This is a genomic window from Desulfoferrobacter suflitae (assembly GCF_022603395.1).
Taxonomy (GTDB): domain Bacteria; phylum Desulfobacterota; class Syntrophobacteria; order Syntrophobacterales; family Syntrophobacteraceae; genus Desulfoferrobacter; species Desulfoferrobacter suflitae.
Genome location: NZ_JAIBKA010000007.1, coordinates 126,622 through 145,440 on the forward strand (window position 1 = coordinate 126,622; position 18,819 = coordinate 145,440).

Genomic DNA, 18,819 nt, shown 5'->3' on the forward strand with positions numbered 1-18,819 from the left:
GCTGATGCTCAACCGGTACAAATGATGAGCCTTCATCGCGCGCCGTTGTGCGCGTTATCGCGCCGCCACCGACGGTAAAGGCTGCGTGGACCCGCCCATGGTTCTCAGGGCCTGCAACGGCAGATAGGCCTTGCCGGTTTCGGGAAGGTAAACGACTACGCCCTCCAGTTCCGTGACCTTGTCGCCCACTTTGATTAGGTTCTTGTTTGCCGGGAATTGTGCGGTGATGCCCTGGTATGCAACCGTTATGACGGGGTTTTCTTTACGGGTTTTGTCGATAGTCAGCGTCACGCCCGGAAACGCTGAAGCTTCGGTAAACAGGCGTCGATTTAACTCGTCCAGGTCGAGCCCCATCGCCGCCGCCGTCACCCGGCCGATATCAGGGGCGTCCAGGAGCCCTGCCGGCTTGCCCGGCCCGTAAGCAAACAGCGGAACGTCGCCGCCCACGTGGCCGTGTGTGCTCCAGCCGACCTGGGTGTAGTGGCGAGATATCACTTCACCGAGGGCATGGTGCGGTTCCTCTTTGTAGACTTCGGTGAGTGCCAATATCTGTTCGACGTCCCGGTCGGTAAGGTCTATTTCCCAGCCCTGCTTCACCACGCGCTTGAGGTTTTCTACGCTTGGATCTTCGGCGATAAGCTTCCACAGCAGCCACGCAGACGCTTTCATGTTCTTTATGGGCCGCAGAAGTGCTTCGGGTTTCATTTACGAGTAACTGTTGCTGGTTGCATAGTTGCCCAGGGAAAATCCTCCCGTGTTGTGGTCCGAGAGAGCCAGCACCAGTGTGCCGCCGTCCTTTCGTGCAAAGTCCAGGGCGGTCTCGACCGCCTGATCGAACATGAGCAGGTCGCTCACCAGGTGCGCCGGATCATTGGCGTGGCAGGCCCAATCCACCTGGCTGGCTTCCACCATGAGGAAAAATCCGTGCGGATTTTTGGCGAGGATTTCGATGGCCCTGGCGGTCATTTCGGCCAGGGTCGGCTGCTGCACCGCAATCTGACTTCGGTCGATTTCCGCCGCCATGTGGCTGTCGGCGAACAGGCCGAACACCCTTCCGCGTTCGACCTGCATCATCTCGTCGCGCGTATCTGCAATCTCATAGCCTTTCTGCTGTAAGACCTGCAGCAGATTTTCTCCGTCGGTACGCGCACCGCCTGCATCCTGCGGGATAAGATGGCGCATGCCGCCGCCGAACACCACGTCCAGGTTGCCGTAGACGGCCTGCTCCATGATGTCATTTTCTCTCTTGCGACTTGCTGCATGCGCCATGTAGGCGGCGGGAGTCGCATGGCTGACGCGTGAGGTGGCAACGATGCCGGTGGATTTTCCGAGCAGCCGGGCCCCTTCGAGGACCGTTGCCAGAGGTTTGTAGTGCAGATCCCGAGGGGGTTCTGGAACCGGCTCGATGGTGTTGTCACGGGCTCCTACGCTGATGAACTTGTCGCTGGTGCGCATCCCTGTGGCAAAAGCCGAAGCGGCCGGAGCCGAGTCGGCCACGACTGAATCGGCGGTGAAGGTCTTGACGGCACCCACCAGGTGATCGTCCAGGGAGAGGGGACCGCCCTTATACCAGCGAGCGAACGTATATTGTTCGCTGGAACATCCATCCACAATCATCACAATGACGTTTCTGGCTGCACTCCGCGCAGCCTCGGCCATGTCACAAGCACCCAGCAGGATCAGCAAAACCCGGACAGCCGGCATCAGTCGGCGGAAAAACGGCTTTTTCACTCGAATCATCCATCCCCCCCTCGGTTGTCGGGACCCGTGAAAATTTCGCCGCGACGACCTGGCGCATCATCCAGCACCATCCGCACCAGTCTTGCCAGCTCCGCCCGATTGAGCGGCTTCAAGGCATAGGCGCCGGCCCCAATTTGCCGCGCCCTCTGTTCATCCATCCGTTCACTGTAGCCGGTACACAGAATGGTTGCCACATCGGGGCGGATCTGCAGAACTTCTTCGAGCAATCGATCGCCGTTCATCTCCGGCATCGTCATGTCGGTGATGACCAGATCAAACCGGCTCGGATCCGCTGCAAAGATTTGCAGTGCTCTGACGGGACTGGTCTCGCTGTGCACCCGGTATCCGAGCCGCTCGAGCAGCAAACGGCAGAGGTTGCTTATGGACTCTTCATCGTCAACGAAAAGGATACTCTCGGCTCCGGCTGGAAACCTTTCGGCTGGAACCGTTTGAGACTGGATCCTGCCCCTGCCGGCAGGGAAAAAAATCCGGAAAGTGGTTCCCTTGCCAGGCCGACTTTCAACCTGTATCGAGCCCCCGTGGTTTTCCACAATGCCGTGAACAATGGCAAGGCCCATACCGGTTCCTTTGCCGACTTCCTTGGTGGTGAAGTAAGGATCATAAATACGTTCCAGAATACCGGGTGGAATGCCGCAGCCGGTATCGGTGATGGTGAGCATGACATAGTCACCGGGAGCCAATTCCCGCGAGACAAAAGGACTATTGTTGTCCAACGTGATGTCCGCCAGCGCAAACTCCAAAATGCCGCCGAAATCTTCCATGGCATGGGCTGCATTGCTGCAAAGATTGATTAAAATCTGATGGATTTGTGTCGAGTCGGCCTCAACAGACCTGCACTGGGCAGGCATGTTCATTCGAAATTCAATGTTCATCGGAATGGAAGAGCGCAAAAACCTGGTGGCTTCTTTAATGATCGGCACCAGGTCCAGGGTCCTTTTCTGCTCTTCGGATCTGCGGCTGAAAGTGAGGAGCTGGCGCACCACCTCCTTTGCCCGCATGGCGGCCGATTTGATTTCATCCAGGTGATGCCGGGCGGGATTCCAATCCGGGATATCCTCTCTGGCCAGCTCCGCGTTGCCCAGGACAATCCCAAGTATGTTGTTGAATTCGTGAGCTATTCCTCCAGCCAGAGTACCGATTGCTTCCATTTTTTGAGAATGGCGAAGTTCCGCCTCAAGGCGCTCTTTTTCCGCTTCCGTCCGGGTTTGCTCGGTGATGTCTTGGTTGACCACAATGGCTCCCTGGACTGTTCCGTCATCATCCAGCAAGGGGGCGGTGTAGTTGAGAACAATCCTTTTCCTGCCGTCGAATGCGTCGATCTCGAGCATCTCGTTTTCAATGGTCACCCCTTCTCTGATGGTATGGACCAGGACCCAATCGTCAGGGGCGATCTCCTCTCCCGAGGGCAAGCGTCGAGCCTTGAAAACACCGTACTGATCCGGACTAACGAGCGGCTCGGCTCCCCAGATGGCTATCCCCCGCGGATTCCCGCGCAGCAGCTTGCCATGCTTGTCGACAAACCAGAGGCCGACCGGAAGGATGTCGAAGATCTTCTGCAGAATCCTTTCGCGATCCCGCAGCGTCTTCTCCGCCCGTTTGCGGTCTCGCTCTTCGGCGTCGCGCTGCAGCCGGCTGGCGAGGATCGGCGACACATAATCGGCGATCCGCTCCAGCAGCAACCGGTCCCCTTGCGTGAATCCTCCTTCATTGTTGGCTGCCGAAAAGATTCCGATGGTCTTCCCGTGAAAGATTACGGGCACCGTCATAAAATTCTTGATGGGCACGTGCCCTGCGGGCGTTTTAAAAGGGCCGTCGGAAATAATCGATTGCTGTTCCCGAATGGCTTTACCCCACAGGCTTTCTCCCCAACTGTGGCGGGGAAACACGTTGGACTTTTCGGAGGCGCCGCAGACGCTCCAAATCTCTCCGGTGAGACTGGGGATGACCAGATCGCCGCCCTCCCCGATGAATCCGAACAGGCCGTATTGGCTATGAAAGACTTTGAGAAGAATGGTCAGAACATTTGCGTAGATGCGATCGTCGGGAACGGTCAAAAAGACTCTTGCAATCTCGTTGAGGATGGCTTTTTCCTTCTCCGACTCGAGCGTTTTTTCCTCAGCCTGCTTGCGCGCCGTGATGTCGTGAGCGATGGCGTAGGTGATGCCTCTTTCCGGAACCGGATGGGATACCCAGCTTAGCCAGCGACAATCCCCGTTTTTGCATCGGTAGCGATTTTCAAAACTGATGATCTTTTCGCCCTTCTTGAGTTTTTCTTCGATCACTCTAAGGGTTGCATCAACATCTTCGGGATGAACAAAATCTACAAAGGGCGTTTTTAGGAGCTCTTTCTCGGACCATCCAAGATTGTTCGTGAATGCAGGATTCACCTTAATGAACGTTGCAGTGTGAATATCAGCAATACAGATCATATCCAGCGACATGGAAAAGATTTCAGCGAGTTCTTGCTCCGCCTCCGTCCGCTCGGCCCCCTTTTTCTCCAGTTCTGCAACACGTCGGCGAAGTCGAATCAGTTCATCGATGAGGTCGCCTCGGGTCTTATCGTCGTCTTCCATGCTGATTCCTCTCAGGGGCCAAAGCCTTGGCTGTCAGGGTGAGTCGATCACCAAACGGCTGAAGGAAAGCTAAAGTACACAATGACGGACACTTGTTCAAGTCAGTTGATGCGGTCGGCAGCAATTCACGTTTTGTAACCTGGTCTTGCGTTGGCGAGAGTGTTGTCAGAGCGTGGGGGATGTGGCATTTTAAGGACCAAGGCCCTACCGGTTAAGCTTGAATTGTTGGATTTTTGCCAGTGGCCGGCGGCGGGTTGGGTGACTGAGAGGGAACAATTGGCACAGCGTTCAGAACGACTACAGGAAGAGAACGAACGGCGGGAAGAGGCTGAAAATCGCCGCATCGAGGCGAAAAGAGAATGGGAACGGACTTTCGATGCCATCGATGATTTCGTCACCATCCTCGACCCCGACCTGTTCATCATTCGCATGAACCGGGCGATAGCGGAATTCTTTAAGATTGATCGCAGCGCGGTGCGGGACGTTCACTGCTATGAGCTTTTCTGGGGAAAGCACACTCCCTGCAAACAATGCCCGGCATCCCTGGTGCTGCAGGATCGACTGCCGCACAGGGCGGAATTCAACAATAAGGATTTGGGCAAAACATTTCTTGTTTCCGCCTCCCCCATTTTGAGTGAAGAGGAACGCTTGCTCGGGCTGGTTTATGTGACGCGCGATATTACCGAGCGAAAGCGGGCGGAAGACGCCTTGTGGGACGCCTATGACCAATTGGAAATGCGCGTCGCCGAACGTACCGCCGAACTGGTGCAGGCCAACGCTCGCCTGCAGCAGCAAATCGCTGAAAGAAAGCGCACCGAAGCCCTTTTGATTAAGCAGACCGAAGAGCTGAACGTCAAATCCAAAACCCTGGAAGAGGCCAATATTGCCCTGCGCATGATGCTGAAGGCACGTGAAGAAGACAAGAAGGACCTGGAAGACAGAGTCGTCTCCAATGTACGGGAGCTCGTTTTTCCCTACCTGAAGAAGGTCAGAGGCAGCCGGCTGTCTCTGGAGCAGGCGGCCCTCCTGGATATCATCATGGCCAACCTGGATGATGTCATCTCGCCTTTTTCGCGACGTCTTTCTTCCAAGTATCTGAACCTCACCCCACGGGAGATCCAGATCGCCGATCTCATCAAAGGCGGCCATACCAGCAAAGAAATTGCCGAGATTCTTGGCGCCTCTGTGCGGACCATCGAATTCCACCGGGAAAACATCCGAAAAAAGCTCGGACTCAAGAAACACAAGACCAATCTCAGCACTTACCTGCATTCCCTGCAATAGCGGCCGCGCCCACCGCCCCGGCATAATGCCCCATCGCTGGAGCCGGTCCGAAAATTCCGGCGTGACGATTGGGGGAACGAGCCAGTTGCCGGTCGTGTCTGAGAAAATGACAAACATGGATACGGGTGTCCTCCATCCGCCAAAATCCCAGGTTTAACCTGGGATTTACCCCAAAATTATTTGGTATTGCACTGGCCTTCCCAACCAGTAAGAATTGCACAACGCACCATGATGACGGTGACAGTTACGAGCGCCGTGCAAAACCGGGCTGAATGGTCACCGCCGTGAGCACCGGGGCACGGAAACCCCTGGGAGCTTGTCCGAGAACTCCCTCCCCCCCCGAGGGAGAGGAATCTTTCATGCTCGGACAAGCTCCTGGCAACCCGGATTTCTGTCGCCCTGGCGGCATTTTGCCGGAAGGATGTCGGCTGTCGTTTTGCGGGGAGCTGGTAAGCTATCGAAAAACCTGGAGAGGAGTGCTGTACCATGTCTGAGAATATTTTGAAATTTTCCATGAATCGCTGCACCAGCGTGGAGCCGGTCGACGAAACCACCCTGAAGTCGGTCTGCCGGCTAACCGATACGTTCACCTCGGCTTGCGTTGAAATCCTGGTGCGCCTGCCCGATTTGGAAATTGTCGCCGTCCAGGGGCAATTTCACCATGAATGGCGTCAACTTTCAGATCCCAATGAGGTCCTGCAAAAAGTCCTGGGAGTGCGAGTCGGATCGGGAATGCTGAAAATCATCAAGGGCCTCATGGGTGACGCTGAAGATCTCGATCAGCTCACCTATATGGTGGAAGAATGCTGTCATGGGATCATTCTGGCCCTCACCCGGGACATTCTCATCAAGGCCCCCGTGAACCAGGAAGGGAAGCTGGAATTCTTCTCGAAAATGGTCCGGGACAACATCAGATTGTACAATCGTTGCGCCGCCTTTGCACCGGGGACCCGACTCACGCAAGGAATCGAACCGCCCCAGTAGACCGTTGACTGTTAATGAAAAGGATTCCGCAATGTTGAAATTTGCTCGCAACAAGCTGGTCGGTGTGGCCAGAAAAAATGATGATGTGCTGTCTATCCACGGTGTCCTGGACGATGATATTTACAGTGTTGAGGTCGACCTTTGTGTAGGGATCAAGGATCTCACCTTTCTTTCTATTGAAGGCAAATGGCACCGTTGGACAACACCCGAGTGCCCTCGGGCCATCGAGTTTCTTCAGGAAGCGCAAGGGTTTTGCATCGACGAGACAATCGACGGCAAGATTCACAAGATCGTGGGAAGGAAAGCCTGCCGTCATTTTGCCAACCTGTTGATCGAATGCTGCTATGCGGCCAGGGAAGCCGCTCGAGTGGTGGGCTGGGAGGCGGCCAAAGAGGACCAACCGGATCTTGCTCTGAAGGATTTTGTGGCGGCAAAAGCGGCGGCACCCGGTGAAACCGCACAGCAAAAATCCGCATCAGCAGAGCAGCGCGGCGCACCCGAAAAATCCGCCGACACCCCGATTATTCAAGCACAACAGGAGAAGTCGAAGCCGGATCCATTGGAGTCGCAAAAGGGCGCTGCCGGATGTGTGATTGATCTCCATGTTCATACCTTTCCCGCTTCTCCCTGCAGTTCAGCATCGGAAGACCAGCTGATCCAGGAAGCCAGGCGCATCGGCCTGAACGGCATCTGTCTGACCGACCACAACCACGTTTGGAGCGCGGCTCAGGTCGAGGATCTACGGCAGAAACACGGGTTCCTCATTCTGCGCGGCAATGAAATCACCACCGACCAGGGGGATATGCTGGTGTTTGGCCTGGAAAAAGATATCAAGGGCATTGTCAAGCTGCAAGATCTGAAAGAGGAGGTAGCCCGGGCGGAAGGATTCATTATTGCCGCTCATCCTTTCCGCGGATTTCTCACCTTCGGTGCCGGGGAACTGGGACTCACCCCGGAACGGGCCGCACAAAGAGCCCTTTTTCAATGGGTTGACGCCATCGAGGTCATGAATGGAAAGGTAACGGTCAAAGAGAATAACCTGGCCGCGAGTGTCGCGGCAAAGTTGGGGCTTCCGGCGACCGGTGGCAGCGACGCGCATGACATGACCGAGGTGGGTTGTTATGCCACACGGTTTTCCACACCAATTCAAACGGAAGCGGAATTGATTGCCGCACTCAAGAGCGGCGACTATTTGGCGGTTCCTTTTCGCCAGGAAAAAGAATTGTTTCACAGCTCATATGTAGAAAAGGAGACGGTGTGATGGAAGCACAGTGCGATTGGGAAAAATTGACCCAACGGATTGAGCGGCTCATGCGTTTGAAGTCTTTTCCAGTAGCTTTCAAGATGTTGCGGGAAAAATCGGATCTGGACGCCGTGCCCTTCCTGAGAAGACCGGACCATAAGGTCACCCTTTGCCAGCTCATCAATCTCGTGCGCAATTTCGACTGGACGGTGGGCGCCGCTGCTGACGATTTTCTGTTTCCTTCCTGCCCCTCTGTCATTGGGCTGGCAGATGTACCGGACAGCCACAAGGATGGTACTTTTCGCAGTATTGTCTGGGTAGCGACCAAGGAGGACGGCCGCAAATTTGAAGCGTCCATTCCCAGACTTCCGTTGGGGGAATACCAGGCGGTAGCCTTGGCGCCACTGGTATACAACCCCTTCGAGCCGGATATGGTGCTCATTTATGCCAATCCCGCCCAAATGATGCTCCTCATCAATTCGCTCCAGTTCAGTCAATATGAGGTCATGCAGTTCTTTTGCGTGGGGGAATCGTCCTGTTCGGACGCCATTGCCCGTTGCTTCAATACGGGCAAACCGTCCCTCAGCATCCCCTGCTATGGCGAGCGGCGCTACGGCCACACACAGGACGAAGATCTGGTGATGGCAGTACCGGCAGGTCTTATGGAAAAGGCACTGCAGGGGATGGAAGCTCTGTATCGCAGAGGCGTGCGCTACCCCATCAGCTATGCCGGTGCAGAGGCGGACATTACCCCACAGTTTCCAGTGACCTATAAGGGGCTGGAAGCCATGATGGAAAAAGTCAAAGGGAGGGGCCATCCCTTGCTGGTGGGGCTCACTGGAGGAATTGCCAGCGGCAAGACGACCGTGTCCAAAATGTTGATGGAACTGGGCGCTCCCCTCATCGATTTTGATGTCATTGCGCGGGAAGTGGTGGAACCCGGCACCCCGGCGCTGGAAAAGATTGTCGACTATTTTGGCCGCCAGGTGCTGCAGCCGGACGGTCGGCTGGACCGCAAGAAGCTCTCCCAGATCGTTTTCCGCGACTTTGAAAAGCGCAAGAAATTGGAAAGCTTCACTCATCCACCCATCTATGAAGAATTTTTCAATCAGGTCAACGCCATCACAGCGGAAAATCCCAATGCCATCATTCAGGTGGCGGTGCCGCTCCTCATAGAACTGAATCTCCAGTATTTGTTCGACACCATTGTCTTGGTTTACATATCTCCCGCAGAGCAGATCAGACGGCTTGCCGAGCGGGACGGCATCACCACGGAGGAAGCCGCCAATATTCTCAAGGCGCAGCTCCCCATCGCCGAAAAGAAGGCTTTTGCGAGCTTCGTCGTCAACAATGAGCAAGATCTGGACAATACCAGCAAACAGGTGCGAGCGGTGTGGCAGAAATTGAACGAACTGCAGCAGTCACGCCTAAGCGGCTGAGTCAAGCCGTTGGCTGGGCCGATGCGCATGACTCGGCCGGCAACCATTGGCAGTGAAGCCAAGCCGGGGGGCTGTCCGGGAACCATCGATAGGTGCGCGTCAGTCGTTCCGGCGAATGTCAAGCCGCCGGTTGACAAGAAGCTTCGTCAGCCTCATCTGGAATTTTGATGGGCTTCGCTTCGCTCCACTCATCCTGCACTGCTTCGTTCTATCTGGTCGGCATGACAGGCGGGAGCATCGAAGCGCGGTTTTTCGGGCAGCCTTACATATTGTTCAAAAAAATGATTCTGGCTTCCAAGCAGGCTGGGTTGAGTTACGAAACCCAGCAAAACAGGCGTTGGGTTTTGTCATGCGCTGCGCGTGACGAAACCCAACCTACCCCAAAAACATTACATTATCTTGGAAGCCAGAGATGAGATGAAAGGAGAGCATATGACAGCAAAATACAGCCTGGAACAAGGCATGATGAGCATGAAGGAACAAATGCCGCAGGTCATGGGTCCATTCGGCGAGCTCATGAACCAGGTGACGCAGGACGGTCTTTTGACGGCAAAGACCAAGCGACTCATGATGGTGGCTGTCGCCGTGACACAGCGCTGTGCTCCGTGCATTCGAGCCCATGTCAAGGCCGCCCTGGAGTTGGGGGCGTCCCGCGCGGAGATTCTGGAAGCAACGGGAGTTGCCGTGTTGATGGCGGGAGGTCCGGCCGTAGCGCATGTGGCTACCGTGGTGCTGGAAGTGCTGGATGAGTCCGGAGCTTAGAGGGGTGAGCGTCCCCATTGGACCAACCCCAGGTCGCCGTCAACAGTAATCGAAGCTCCTTCGCGAATCCTGCGGGTGGCTCCGCGAACACCGACTACCGCCGGTATACCGAGCTCTCTGGCTACAATGGAACAGTGGTTGAGGAGGCCCCCTTCCTCTGCAACAATTGCCGCCACCACACTCAAGATGGGCGTCCAGCCGGGATCGGTGCTTTTGGCCACAAGAACATCCCCTTTCCCGAGGTGCGAACGACCCGGATCTGCAACGATCCTCGCAGGACCTGATACCCTGCCCGGACTGGTTCCAACGCCGCGTATGATCTGCGCGTTGGGGAACAGCTCATTGATGGGACGTCCATCTACATAATACGTGCACGGCTCGCACTCTTGTCTAAATTCCTTGCATCTCAGCATTGCGAGACGCTCGGCCTCGGCGACGCTCGCTCGCCCCGCCAGGACACTTGATAATTCGTCCAGGGTCAGAAACATGGCATTGCCGTCGAGACCCAACTCTCTTCCCAGGTCGAGCAGGGAGGTTCGCATGAGGTACAGGACTTGGTCGAGAAAGAAGCGCAGATCTTCACGCAAGTCCAAGTATTTCACAGTACTGCGACACACGGGCCGTGCGACAAGACGAAGTGCGGGGGAGAGCCGATTCACCACCGATTTGAACCTGTTACCGGAGGTTTTCAATTTGCCCGGCGGCTCTTTGGCCAGCAGCGCAAGCATGCCGATCACTTGCTCCGGAGCTTCCGACCAGCGTTCGACATACAAGGTTCTGTGGCGCGAACGGGCGCCGAACCTGTTGAGAAAGCAGTTCAATTCATGCCGGATGACGGGCGGGAGAACATGGTTCAACTCGTCTACCGGGAATTCACGCAAGAGCCTGTTTAGTTCATCATGCCGGCGGATGATGGCGGCAATCCTGGTTAGCTCTGCCTCGATCCGGACGCTGACATTGTTGCCCCCCGCGCTCAGCAGTTCCAGGAAATCCGCGTGCGGCAGTCGACCGACATCTTCCACCAGCCAGCGCAGCAGCCAGGTAAGAATCGTGGCGTAGCTGTACGGCCATTGATTCAATTCCTGGAGATTGGCCATGAGCTCGACAGCTGCCTGCACTCGATCGAGGAGTTCCTGAGGGGTCGCATTGGGGGGGCGGGGTTTGATTGCTTGCAAGCGCTCCCCGAGCTTTTTCATGCGGCGCGTCGTAAGACGGCGGCAGAGGAACGGATTGGCTTGTGGGTCGATCCACGGCAGCACGACGCACCTGGCCAGAAAAGAAGCCAACTTGGGCACGGCGGGCGAGGTCACGTCTGCCTCCAAGCCGGGAGGCAACAGGACACGCAAGTCGGTCGTGCGAAAACGATTGGGTATCAGCTGGAGCACCTGTTGTAAGGCTTCTCCGCTGACGTAAAGAAATCCATTGATGACGGCCAGGCTCGGGCTTATGGTTTGAATGCCCAACAGCCGGGCGTACCTGGATAAATCAAAACGGGGCGCGTTGGCAAGCATGGCATCTGCCAGAAAAGGCGTGAGACGATCCGCCCACAAATCATCGGCTATTTTTCTTGTCCAAATCCCTGCGGGAGCGTGCCGGTCCACATCCTGGATAGTCGTGATCGGTCGCGACTGCAGCAGCCACACGACGCCGTCCGCGTCTAACGCCCATTCAATGTCCTGGGGCAAACCCATGGCCAGTTGTTCCGCCCTGTGCGCAAGGCTGGCGATTTCCCTCCACTGGCGGGTGCTGAGCGCGCATCGCCGCTTGGATTGGGGGTCCGACGGAAACTCGGTACGCACCTTACGTCCTTCCCTGACAAATGCCCGGCAGGGTGTGATGCGGCCACTCACAAGCGGTTCTCCCAATCCTTCAACAGCCTCAATGACCACCTCCGTTCGGCGCGGAAACATGGGATTGCGACTGAAAGCAACACCGGCGTACTTGGCTTGCACCATTTTCTGCAGAACCACCCCCATGAGCGGGTTGGAATTGTGCGCCTCATCCCCGCCGACAAAACGGGCACGATAGAATTCGGCAACGTCTTGAGATGAAGCCCAGCACAGCTCAATTTTTTCTGTCACTGCAGCCTGGTCTTTCACATTAAGAAAAGTTCGATACTGGCCGGCAAAGCTGCCGCCGGGAAGATCTTCCACCGCCGCAGAGGATCGGATGGCAAGACCCCGGGTAAGGTCGAGCTCGGCGGCGGCGTGCAAGACTTCCTGCAACATATCGTGTGACCATTCTCTGTGGCGGAGGAATAGACGATGCGCCTCGACGCTCACAGCGATCGCCGCTGGAACCCGCATACCGGCACGGTGTGCCCGTGCAAGCGATGCAAACTTGTGCCCGACCAAATTCGGATCCAGAGCCGCGTCATCATTCAGACGAATCAAACAGGTCACTTTGCTTCATTAAACCTTTCGAGTGGGTGGTGTGTTGCCTGTCATTGGCCCGGCAAGTGCCTCTCTGCCATCATCAAAGCCTATTTCCCACAGTTTGCTTCAACCTGCAACCTTCGAGCAAACATTTTTCAGAAGCATTGGCCATACCCGTAATCGTTCACTGCAAAGACGCAATACAAAAATGCTATTCATCTCTCCAGGAACATGTTTTAATGATTTGAATTGACTTGGCTGAGACTTCAATTGGGCGGCTGAACGTGAGCCTTTATCTTTCCACATCATGATCGGAGCTTCTCTGGTGCCGATTGTGATGGCTTTGACCGATTCGGATTTTGACAACACCTCTATTCCTGGCAACGAACCGGCACCTGTACTGTTCAAGTAAATGATTTTGGTTTTTTAGTAGGCTGGGTTGAGCTACGACACCCAGCAAAACAGGCGTTGGGTTTCGTCGCGCGCAGCGCGTGACGCAACCAACCCGCATCAAAAGCATTATCTTGAAAGCTATAGCAAACGCGATCCAACGCAAGAAACCTGAGTCTCACGGTTGTGTGATTTCCATTGGCAAACGTGTTTTCGACGGGGAGCAAGGGATGATGAAGAAGTGGGCATCGATCCTTCTGTTGGGCCTGCTGTTTTCCTCGGCTGCGAGTGCAAGGATTTCGCGTGCGGAACCACTGGATACCCACAGGCGCAGCCCGGTACCCTACCCGGACAATGCTTTTATTGATCGACTGGAGTTCTCCAACGGATCTAGAGCAACCCTCTTTGACCATGCCTTCAACCGCATGGACCTGTGGATGCAACGTGCCGCCGCCATTTACGGAAACACTCAAACTCTGCATCTGAAATCCAGCTTTCCCATTGCCCTGAGCCGCAATTGGCACCTGGTTGGACGGCAATCCCTGTTTGTCGCGCACAACGCGGGCGTGATTCATGGATACGACGCGTTCGAAGAAAATTACGCGCTCGGCGACGCGACTTTCATGGCGCTTGTGTCTCCTGCCCAGCCTGGCGGGGCATTCACCTGGGGAGCAGGCCCTGCCATCACACTGCCCACCGCAACGGAGGATGGGTACGGCGAAGGCAACTGGCAACTGGGGCCTGCTGCAACGGGGTTCTATCATGGCAACGATTGGATTCTTGGCCTTTCCTCACAGCACTTCTGGTCGTTTTCAGCCGATGGCAACGGTGTCTCTGCCAGCCGGACGATCTTGCAGTATTTCTTTGAATACAATCTCTCTGATCGACTGGAAATAGGCCTATCGCATCACGTCATGTTCAACTGGAATAATGAACGCAAATACGCCTGGCCCTTCTCCTTTGATCTCAATGAAGCACGGACCTTCGGTGTCGGAAGGCTGCCGGTTAAAGTATCCATCGATGGATTCTTTGAAGTCAGCGCCAATTGGAAATTTTAATCCCCTTCGATCGAGGCAGGGCGGACTAACGTAGTCGTTGGGTTTCGCTGCGCACCACCCGACCTGCGCCCTTGCAAGTCCGCTGCATTTCGGACACTCCATTGGGTGGAGCTGTACTGAAGGGGCCAAAATCGGCATGATGTGCGTTAGAAAAATGGCATTGTGTAGCGTCTGCTACAGAAATGTTCGAGCGGATTGGATATACCCCTTTGCAAGAAGCCGCAGTATTTAGAATGCAGAGAAAGGGGGTGAACGTGCATGCCGAAATGTGGAATTTGTGGCGGTGAGGCGCCAAAGCAACCGTGTATCACAGAGGAGGGCAAGTGTGATCTCTGTGGCAAGAAGGTGGTTTTGGAGGAAAAACAGGAAAAAAAAGAAAAATAATAACCTGCGCTTCAGGGCGACCGTCGAGGGCTTTGCTCACCCAGAGGTCAAAGGTATCTGCTGAATAGAGCAGTGCCGGCCTGACGGCCGCCCTGGCAACTCGGAAAGTCCCTGCAGTTTGGAGCGACAGGGGCAGATTTCAATGGCAATTGACTCACAGGAGAACAACGCCGATGCATCCCCAGGTACTTGGAATATCGGGCAGTCCCATTAAAAACAGCAACACCGATCGACTCATCCGGGCGGTTCTTGACGCCAGCGGCTTGGTTGCAGAGTTCATCAAACTGAGTGACCTTCAGGTTCGCCCCTGCATTGCCTGTCTGCGCTGCAAAACCGATAACGTCTGCAAGGTGCAGGACGATTTTCCACCACTGGCGGCAAAAGTCCGTCGGGCGGGTGCCATAGTTGTTGGGGGATACACCCCCTACGGCGCGGCAGACGGTTTTGTCAAAGCATTTCTGGAACGACTTTTTTCGTTACGCCACCAAAACGGGCTCAACCGAGGCAAGCTGGCTGTTGTCGTGGCGACCGGCATCGGTCGTGGTGCGCCGGGACTCGATGAAGGCAGCAATCAGATAGCCCACGCCCTGAAGCTGGAAGGGATGGAAGTGCTGGGGCAGCTCAAGGCGGTGGGCAATCCCGAATGCATGGTTTGCGGCTACGGCGAAACCTGCCCGATGAGCGCCCTCCCCTGGATATTTGGGGACGACACCCAAGTGACACAGGAGAAGTTTTCCCGTGTGGAGGATCAGAGCGAAACGTGGCAGCAGGCGCAGCAATTGGGTGCACAGATGGCCGCTCGCCTGCGTGCCCGCCTGGCCATGTAGTCGCCCATCATGATTGGAGCAGCACCATGTCCGAGGGATGCCTTTGTGAAGTGCTGGCCGGCAAGGATGTTGACCTCTCGTCGGTTTGTATTGGACATCTGTGGATCTTTGAAAACCTCACTGCAGAGGAAATGGGGGCGTTGGTTCAGAACGCCATCAGAAAAGTGTACGATCGCGGGCAGGCGGTTTTTCTGCAAGGCGACCCGGCCAGAGAGATGTTCCTGCTCAAAGCGGGGCGTGTCAAATTGAGCAAGATCACGGAAGACGGGGCGGAAATCACGCTTGATATCCGCAAGGCGGGCGACTTTCTGGGAGAGAACATGCTGAGCGAGGATATCACCTATCCGGTGACGGCCTGGTGCATGGAAAAAACTCTCATCTGCGGGTTCGACAAGGACTGCTTCGAGAGAATCGTTGTACAGCACCCGAACATCGGCCTGCAGGTCATACGCAACCTGAGCAATCGGATCAACTGGCTCACCACGCGCATGGGCAGCATGTCCATCACCAACCTGGAGGACCGCCTGCACGGCATTCTGGTGAGCGTTGCCCGGGAACATGGAGCCACAAGCTCACATGGGTTGGTCATTCAGTTTCCTCTGACCCACGAAGATTTGAGCTTCCTGGTGGGCGCCCATCGAGTGAGCATCACCCGCGCCATGAAAAGCCTGCGGGAATCCGGACGAATCATCCAGCAAGGCAGAACCCTAACGCTGCCCTTCGAAAATTTCCAATGAGGGTTACCCTCCAGCATCAAGCCCTCCCCAACCTCAACATGAAAATCTATACTTGTTAAGGAAAGAAACTTGCATTTCTATGGCGGCAGTCACTGATGGGTTTCGTCACGCCTGGGCGTGACTCCACCCATTCCACATCAAAGTGGTTACGGGCAGTGCCGTAATGCTGCAGGATAAGTAGAGTCACGCCCCGGCGTGACGAAACCCATCAACAAAAGGCCTGCAAACAATGAAACATCTCATGCTTAACCGGTATAAATCGGTGAAATCGTTGCCGATCGACAATCGAATCGAGAGGCCGCTTCCGACGAAGCGCAGTCAAAGACCCTTTGCTTTTCGGTGCGACAAATGAGACAATGGTGCCGGTTTTTTGCGGCAATCCGTTTCCCGGCCAACACGTTTCAGGCATTCGGGGAAAATGAGGACGGCCTCCGGAATGGCATCGCACCAATGGATCCCCAAAGGGCTCAAACTGGTTTCCAGGAGCACCAAGTTGCGATCTTTCGTACATATGTGTTCATGACAAGGGGACGGCATGCATATTGCCCGACAGGAGATCATCCAGGCCATCGAACGGAACCGGGCATCTCTCGCCGAAGCTGTTGTTGCCCGGCAATTTGAACTGCAGCATGACCTTGCCTCGAGATATGGGGAGCACGGCTGGTCCAAATGCGTTCAGGATGTCGATTATCATCTGCTGTATTTGGCCGAAGCTGTCAGAGCATCGAGCCCGGTGCTGTTTGCCGACTATGTTGCATGGGCGAAGGTCCTGCTTAACGAATTAAATATACCCGCAAACGATCTGAGAATTAGTCTGGAATGCCTGCGTGACACGTTAAAAGTCGAGCTCTCCAGTGACGCGCAGGCTATCGTGGCTGAGACTGTCGAAGCCGGACTGATGCAGCTGACTCAACCATCCGAGTCCGGATCATTTCTCCAGGAAGAAGCACCTTTACACACCCTGGCCAGAGACTACCTGCAGGCGCTTCTGCATGGAGACCGCCGGGCCGCAAGCCAGATGGTGCTTGCAGCAGTGCAGCAAGGAACGCCCGTCAAAGATATATATCTACACGTTTTTCAGCCCAGTCAGCACGAAATTGGACGACTGTGGCAGACCAACCAGATCAGCGTGGCTCAGGAACATTACTGTACTGCCGCCACACAGCTGGTTATGTCCCAACTCTACCCATACGTGTTTGCCGGCGAAAAAATCGGACGTCGGCTGATCGCCTGCTGTGTGGGAGGAGAACTGCATGAGATCGGCATACGCATGGTCGCCGACTTCTTTGAAATGGAGGGCTGGGACACTTACTACCTGGGGGCAAACACTCCCACCGACAGCATCTTGCGAAGCATCGCAGAACGCCAGGTGGATATATTGGCCATATCTGCTACCATGACATTCCATATCGGCAAAGTGACTGAGCTGATCGAACGAGTTCAATCCTCTCAAGTCGGCAAAGCCATCAAGATCCTGGTGGGCGGTTATCCATTTAATATTTCCAGAGGCTTATGGCAACAGGCTGGAGCGGATGGATATGCCGTTGATGCCGCGGGGGCAATATTTGAAGCAAACCGGCTGATAACGGCACAACGGGGACCGTGACAAATGGACAGCGGCATGCAACCGGCCGGAATAGCCCTGGTATGTGATCGACAGGGAGTGATCCTCAAGGTCATCCGCAATGAGCTCAACGTAGGTGGAGAGGTTAAACCCGGTCAGATGCTGATTCAGCTGGTTGACCGGGGGAGTATCGGCAAGGCGCTCAATTTCCTGGTTGAGCTCAAAGCGAACGAGGCGACCTTTGACTGGCAGATCAACGTTGCGGTTGGCGGGAAGGTCACAACTCTGCACTTCGGCGGCGCCGTGGTTGAAGGCTTACTGTTGATTTTCGCTTCTCAAACACGCAACGGCGTGCTGGAACTCTACGAAGAACTGGTCAGGATCAACAACGAACAGGTGAACGCACTGCGTTTGGCGCTCAAGGACAAGGCGCGCAAGTTCAAGACCCGGTCGGAACAAGATGGCTCCCTTTATGACGAACTGAGCCGTCTTAACAATGAACTGGTCACCCTGCAGCGCGAACTGGCCAAAAAGAATGTTGAATTGGAACGATTGAACAGCCTCAAGAACCAGTTTCTGGGCATGGCGGCGCATGATCTTCGCACCCCTTTGGGACATATCCTCGCATACAGTGAGTTCCTCATTGACGAAGCCGGACCGAGCTTGAGCGAGGAACACCTGGAATTTCTCTCCATCATCCGTTCATCCAGCGATTTCATGCTGCAATTGGTCAGTGATTTGCTGGATTATACCAGAATCGAGTCCGGCAAACTGAAACTGGACCGTCGGCCAACCGACCTGGTTGCTCTGGTTGAGCGCAACATCGCTCTGAATAGAGTCCTGGCCGCGCCCAAGCAAATCCAACTGCGCTTTGCCTACAGCGGCGAAAGACTGCCAATACTGATAGACTCTGGGCGGATGGAGCAGGTTCTCAATAACCTCATTGGCAACGCTGTAAAATTCTCTGCACCTCACGGTACCGTGGACGTGTACCTTGAGAAGGACGACGACCAGGTGCTCATCAAAGTTCAGGATCACGGGTCGGGAATAGCGCCGAACGAACTCGAGCGCCTGTTCAACCCATTTAGTAAGAGCGTGAAGGGGACCAGCGGAGAGAAAGGGAGCGGCCTCGGCCTGGCCATTGTCAAGAAGATTGTGGAAGAGCACCAGGGCAAAGTCTGGGTGGAAAGCAAGCTCGGAGAAGGGTCTACCTTCTTTGTGGCATTGCCGGTCGGTCCTGCGAACCCTCCAGAAGAGGAGGAGAGCGTTAGCAGAAGATTGCAGATAAAAAACTAGATTGCCCGATCATTTTGTGCTACCTTCGCGAGCTGGTACCGCCCCATTTTTCTTTCCCAAGTCGAGCGATTTCACCCATGACCTTGTGTCATGCCGATGCACCACCGTCTGATTCAGGTGTTGCACGTGTGCCGCCGGGCTG

General features: G+C 55.3%; 14 protein-coding genes. 10 read left to right on the forward strand and 4 right to left on the reverse strand.

The window, feature by feature from the left end; all coding sequences use genetic code 11:
- Positions 1-54: 54 nt before the first annotated feature.
- The 3 genes from K1V27_RS13660 to K1V27_RS13670 are packed head-to-tail and all read right to left on the reverse strand — an operon-like array spanning position 55 to position 4,334.
- Positions 55-705 (reverse strand): hypothetical protein, encoded by a 651-nt coding sequence (locus K1V27_RS13660; protein WP_258930588.1) that lies wholly within the window; start codon positions 703-705, stop codon positions 55-57.
- Positions 706-1,740: an alkaline phosphatase gene (locus K1V27_RS13665; protein WP_258930589.1), complete on the reverse strand. Its 1,035-nt coding sequence runs from the start codon at positions 1,738-1,740 to the stop codon at positions 706-708.
- A complete protein-coding gene (locus K1V27_RS13670; RefSeq protein WP_258930590.1) occupies positions 1,737-4,334 on the reverse strand; it encodes a hybrid sensor histidine kinase/response regulator in 2,598 nt (865 codons plus the stop codon). The genes K1V27_RS13665 and K1V27_RS13670 overlap by 4 nt, the downstream gene beginning before the upstream one ends.
- A 276-nt stretch (positions 4,335-4,610) precedes the next feature.
- Between K1V27_RS13670 and K1V27_RS13675 the strand changes: the two genes are divergently transcribed.
- The 5 genes from K1V27_RS13675 (at position 4,611) to K1V27_RS13695 (ending at position 10,046) form a co-directional block, all read left to right on the forward strand.
- Positions 4,611-5,618 (forward strand): LuxR C-terminal-related transcriptional regulator, encoded by a 1,008-nt coding sequence (locus K1V27_RS13675; protein ID WP_258930591.1) that lies wholly within the window; start codon positions 4,611-4,613, stop codon positions 5,616-5,618.
- A gap of 486 nt (positions 5,619-6,104) precedes the next feature.
- Positions 6,105-6,602, forward strand: coding sequence for a hypothetical protein (locus K1V27_RS13680; protein WP_258930592.1), 498 nt, complete (start codon positions 6,105-6,107; stop codon positions 6,600-6,602).
- A 31-nt stretch (positions 6,603-6,633) separates the two neighbouring features.
- Complete coding sequence (locus tag K1V27_RS13685; RefSeq protein WP_258930593.1) at positions 6,634-7,863, forward strand: PHP domain-containing protein; 1,230 nt, start codon at positions 6,634-6,636, stop codon at positions 7,861-7,863.
- Positions 7,863-9,284 carry a dephospho-CoA kinase gene (gene coaE, locus K1V27_RS13690; protein WP_258930594.1) on the forward strand — a complete coding sequence of 474 codons (1,422 nt, stop codon included), beginning with the start codon at positions 7,863-7,865 and terminating at the stop codon, positions 9,282-9,284. Before K1V27_RS13685 ends, coaE begins: the two co-directional genes overlap by 1 nt.
- Before the next feature lie 432 nt (positions 9,285-9,716).
- A complete protein-coding gene (locus tag K1V27_RS13695) occupies positions 9,717-10,046 on the forward strand; it encodes a carboxymuconolactone decarboxylase family protein (RefSeq protein ID WP_258930595.1) in 330 nt (109 codons plus the stop codon).
- On the opposite strand, the gene K1V27_RS13700 is transcribed toward K1V27_RS13695, so the two are convergent.
- Entirely contained in the window at positions 10,043-12,439 is a 2,397-nt protein-coding gene (locus tag K1V27_RS13700; RefSeq protein ID WP_258930596.1) for a PEP/pyruvate-binding domain-containing protein, read from the reverse strand. The genes K1V27_RS13695 and K1V27_RS13700 overlap by 4 nt on opposite strands.
- A 602-nt stretch (positions 12,440-13,041) precedes the next feature.
- Here K1V27_RS13700 and K1V27_RS13705 point away from each other — a divergent pair.
- The 5 genes from K1V27_RS13705 to K1V27_RS13725 all read left to right on the forward strand — a co-directional run bounded on the left by K1V27_RS13705 (position 13,042) and on the right by K1V27_RS13725 (position 18,677).
- Positions 13,042-13,869: a hypothetical protein gene (locus K1V27_RS13705; protein WP_258930598.1), complete on the forward strand. Its 828-nt coding sequence runs from the start codon at positions 13,042-13,044 to the stop codon at positions 13,867-13,869.
- A 557-nt stretch (positions 13,870-14,426) separates the two neighbouring features.
- Positions 14,427-15,080 (forward strand): flavodoxin family protein, encoded by a 654-nt coding sequence (locus tag K1V27_RS13710; RefSeq protein ID WP_258930599.1) that lies wholly within the window; start codon positions 14,427-14,429, stop codon positions 15,078-15,080.
- 26 nt (positions 15,081-15,106) lie between these two features.
- Positions 15,107-15,817 (forward strand): Crp/Fnr family transcriptional regulator, encoded by a 711-nt coding sequence (locus K1V27_RS13715; protein WP_258930600.1) that lies wholly within the window; start codon positions 15,107-15,109, stop codon positions 15,815-15,817.
- A 535-nt stretch (positions 15,818-16,352) separates the two neighbouring features.
- Positions 16,353-17,423 carry a cobalamin-dependent protein gene (locus K1V27_RS13720; RefSeq protein ID WP_258930602.1) on the forward strand — a complete coding sequence of 357 codons (1,071 nt, stop codon included), beginning with the start codon at positions 16,353-16,355 and terminating at the stop codon, positions 17,421-17,423.
- A 3-nt stretch (positions 17,424-17,426) separates the two neighbouring features.
- Entirely contained in the window at positions 17,427-18,677 is a 1,251-nt protein-coding gene (locus tag K1V27_RS13725; RefSeq protein ID WP_258930603.1) for a sensor histidine kinase, read from the forward strand.
- Positions 18,678-18,819 lie beyond the last annotated feature (142 nt).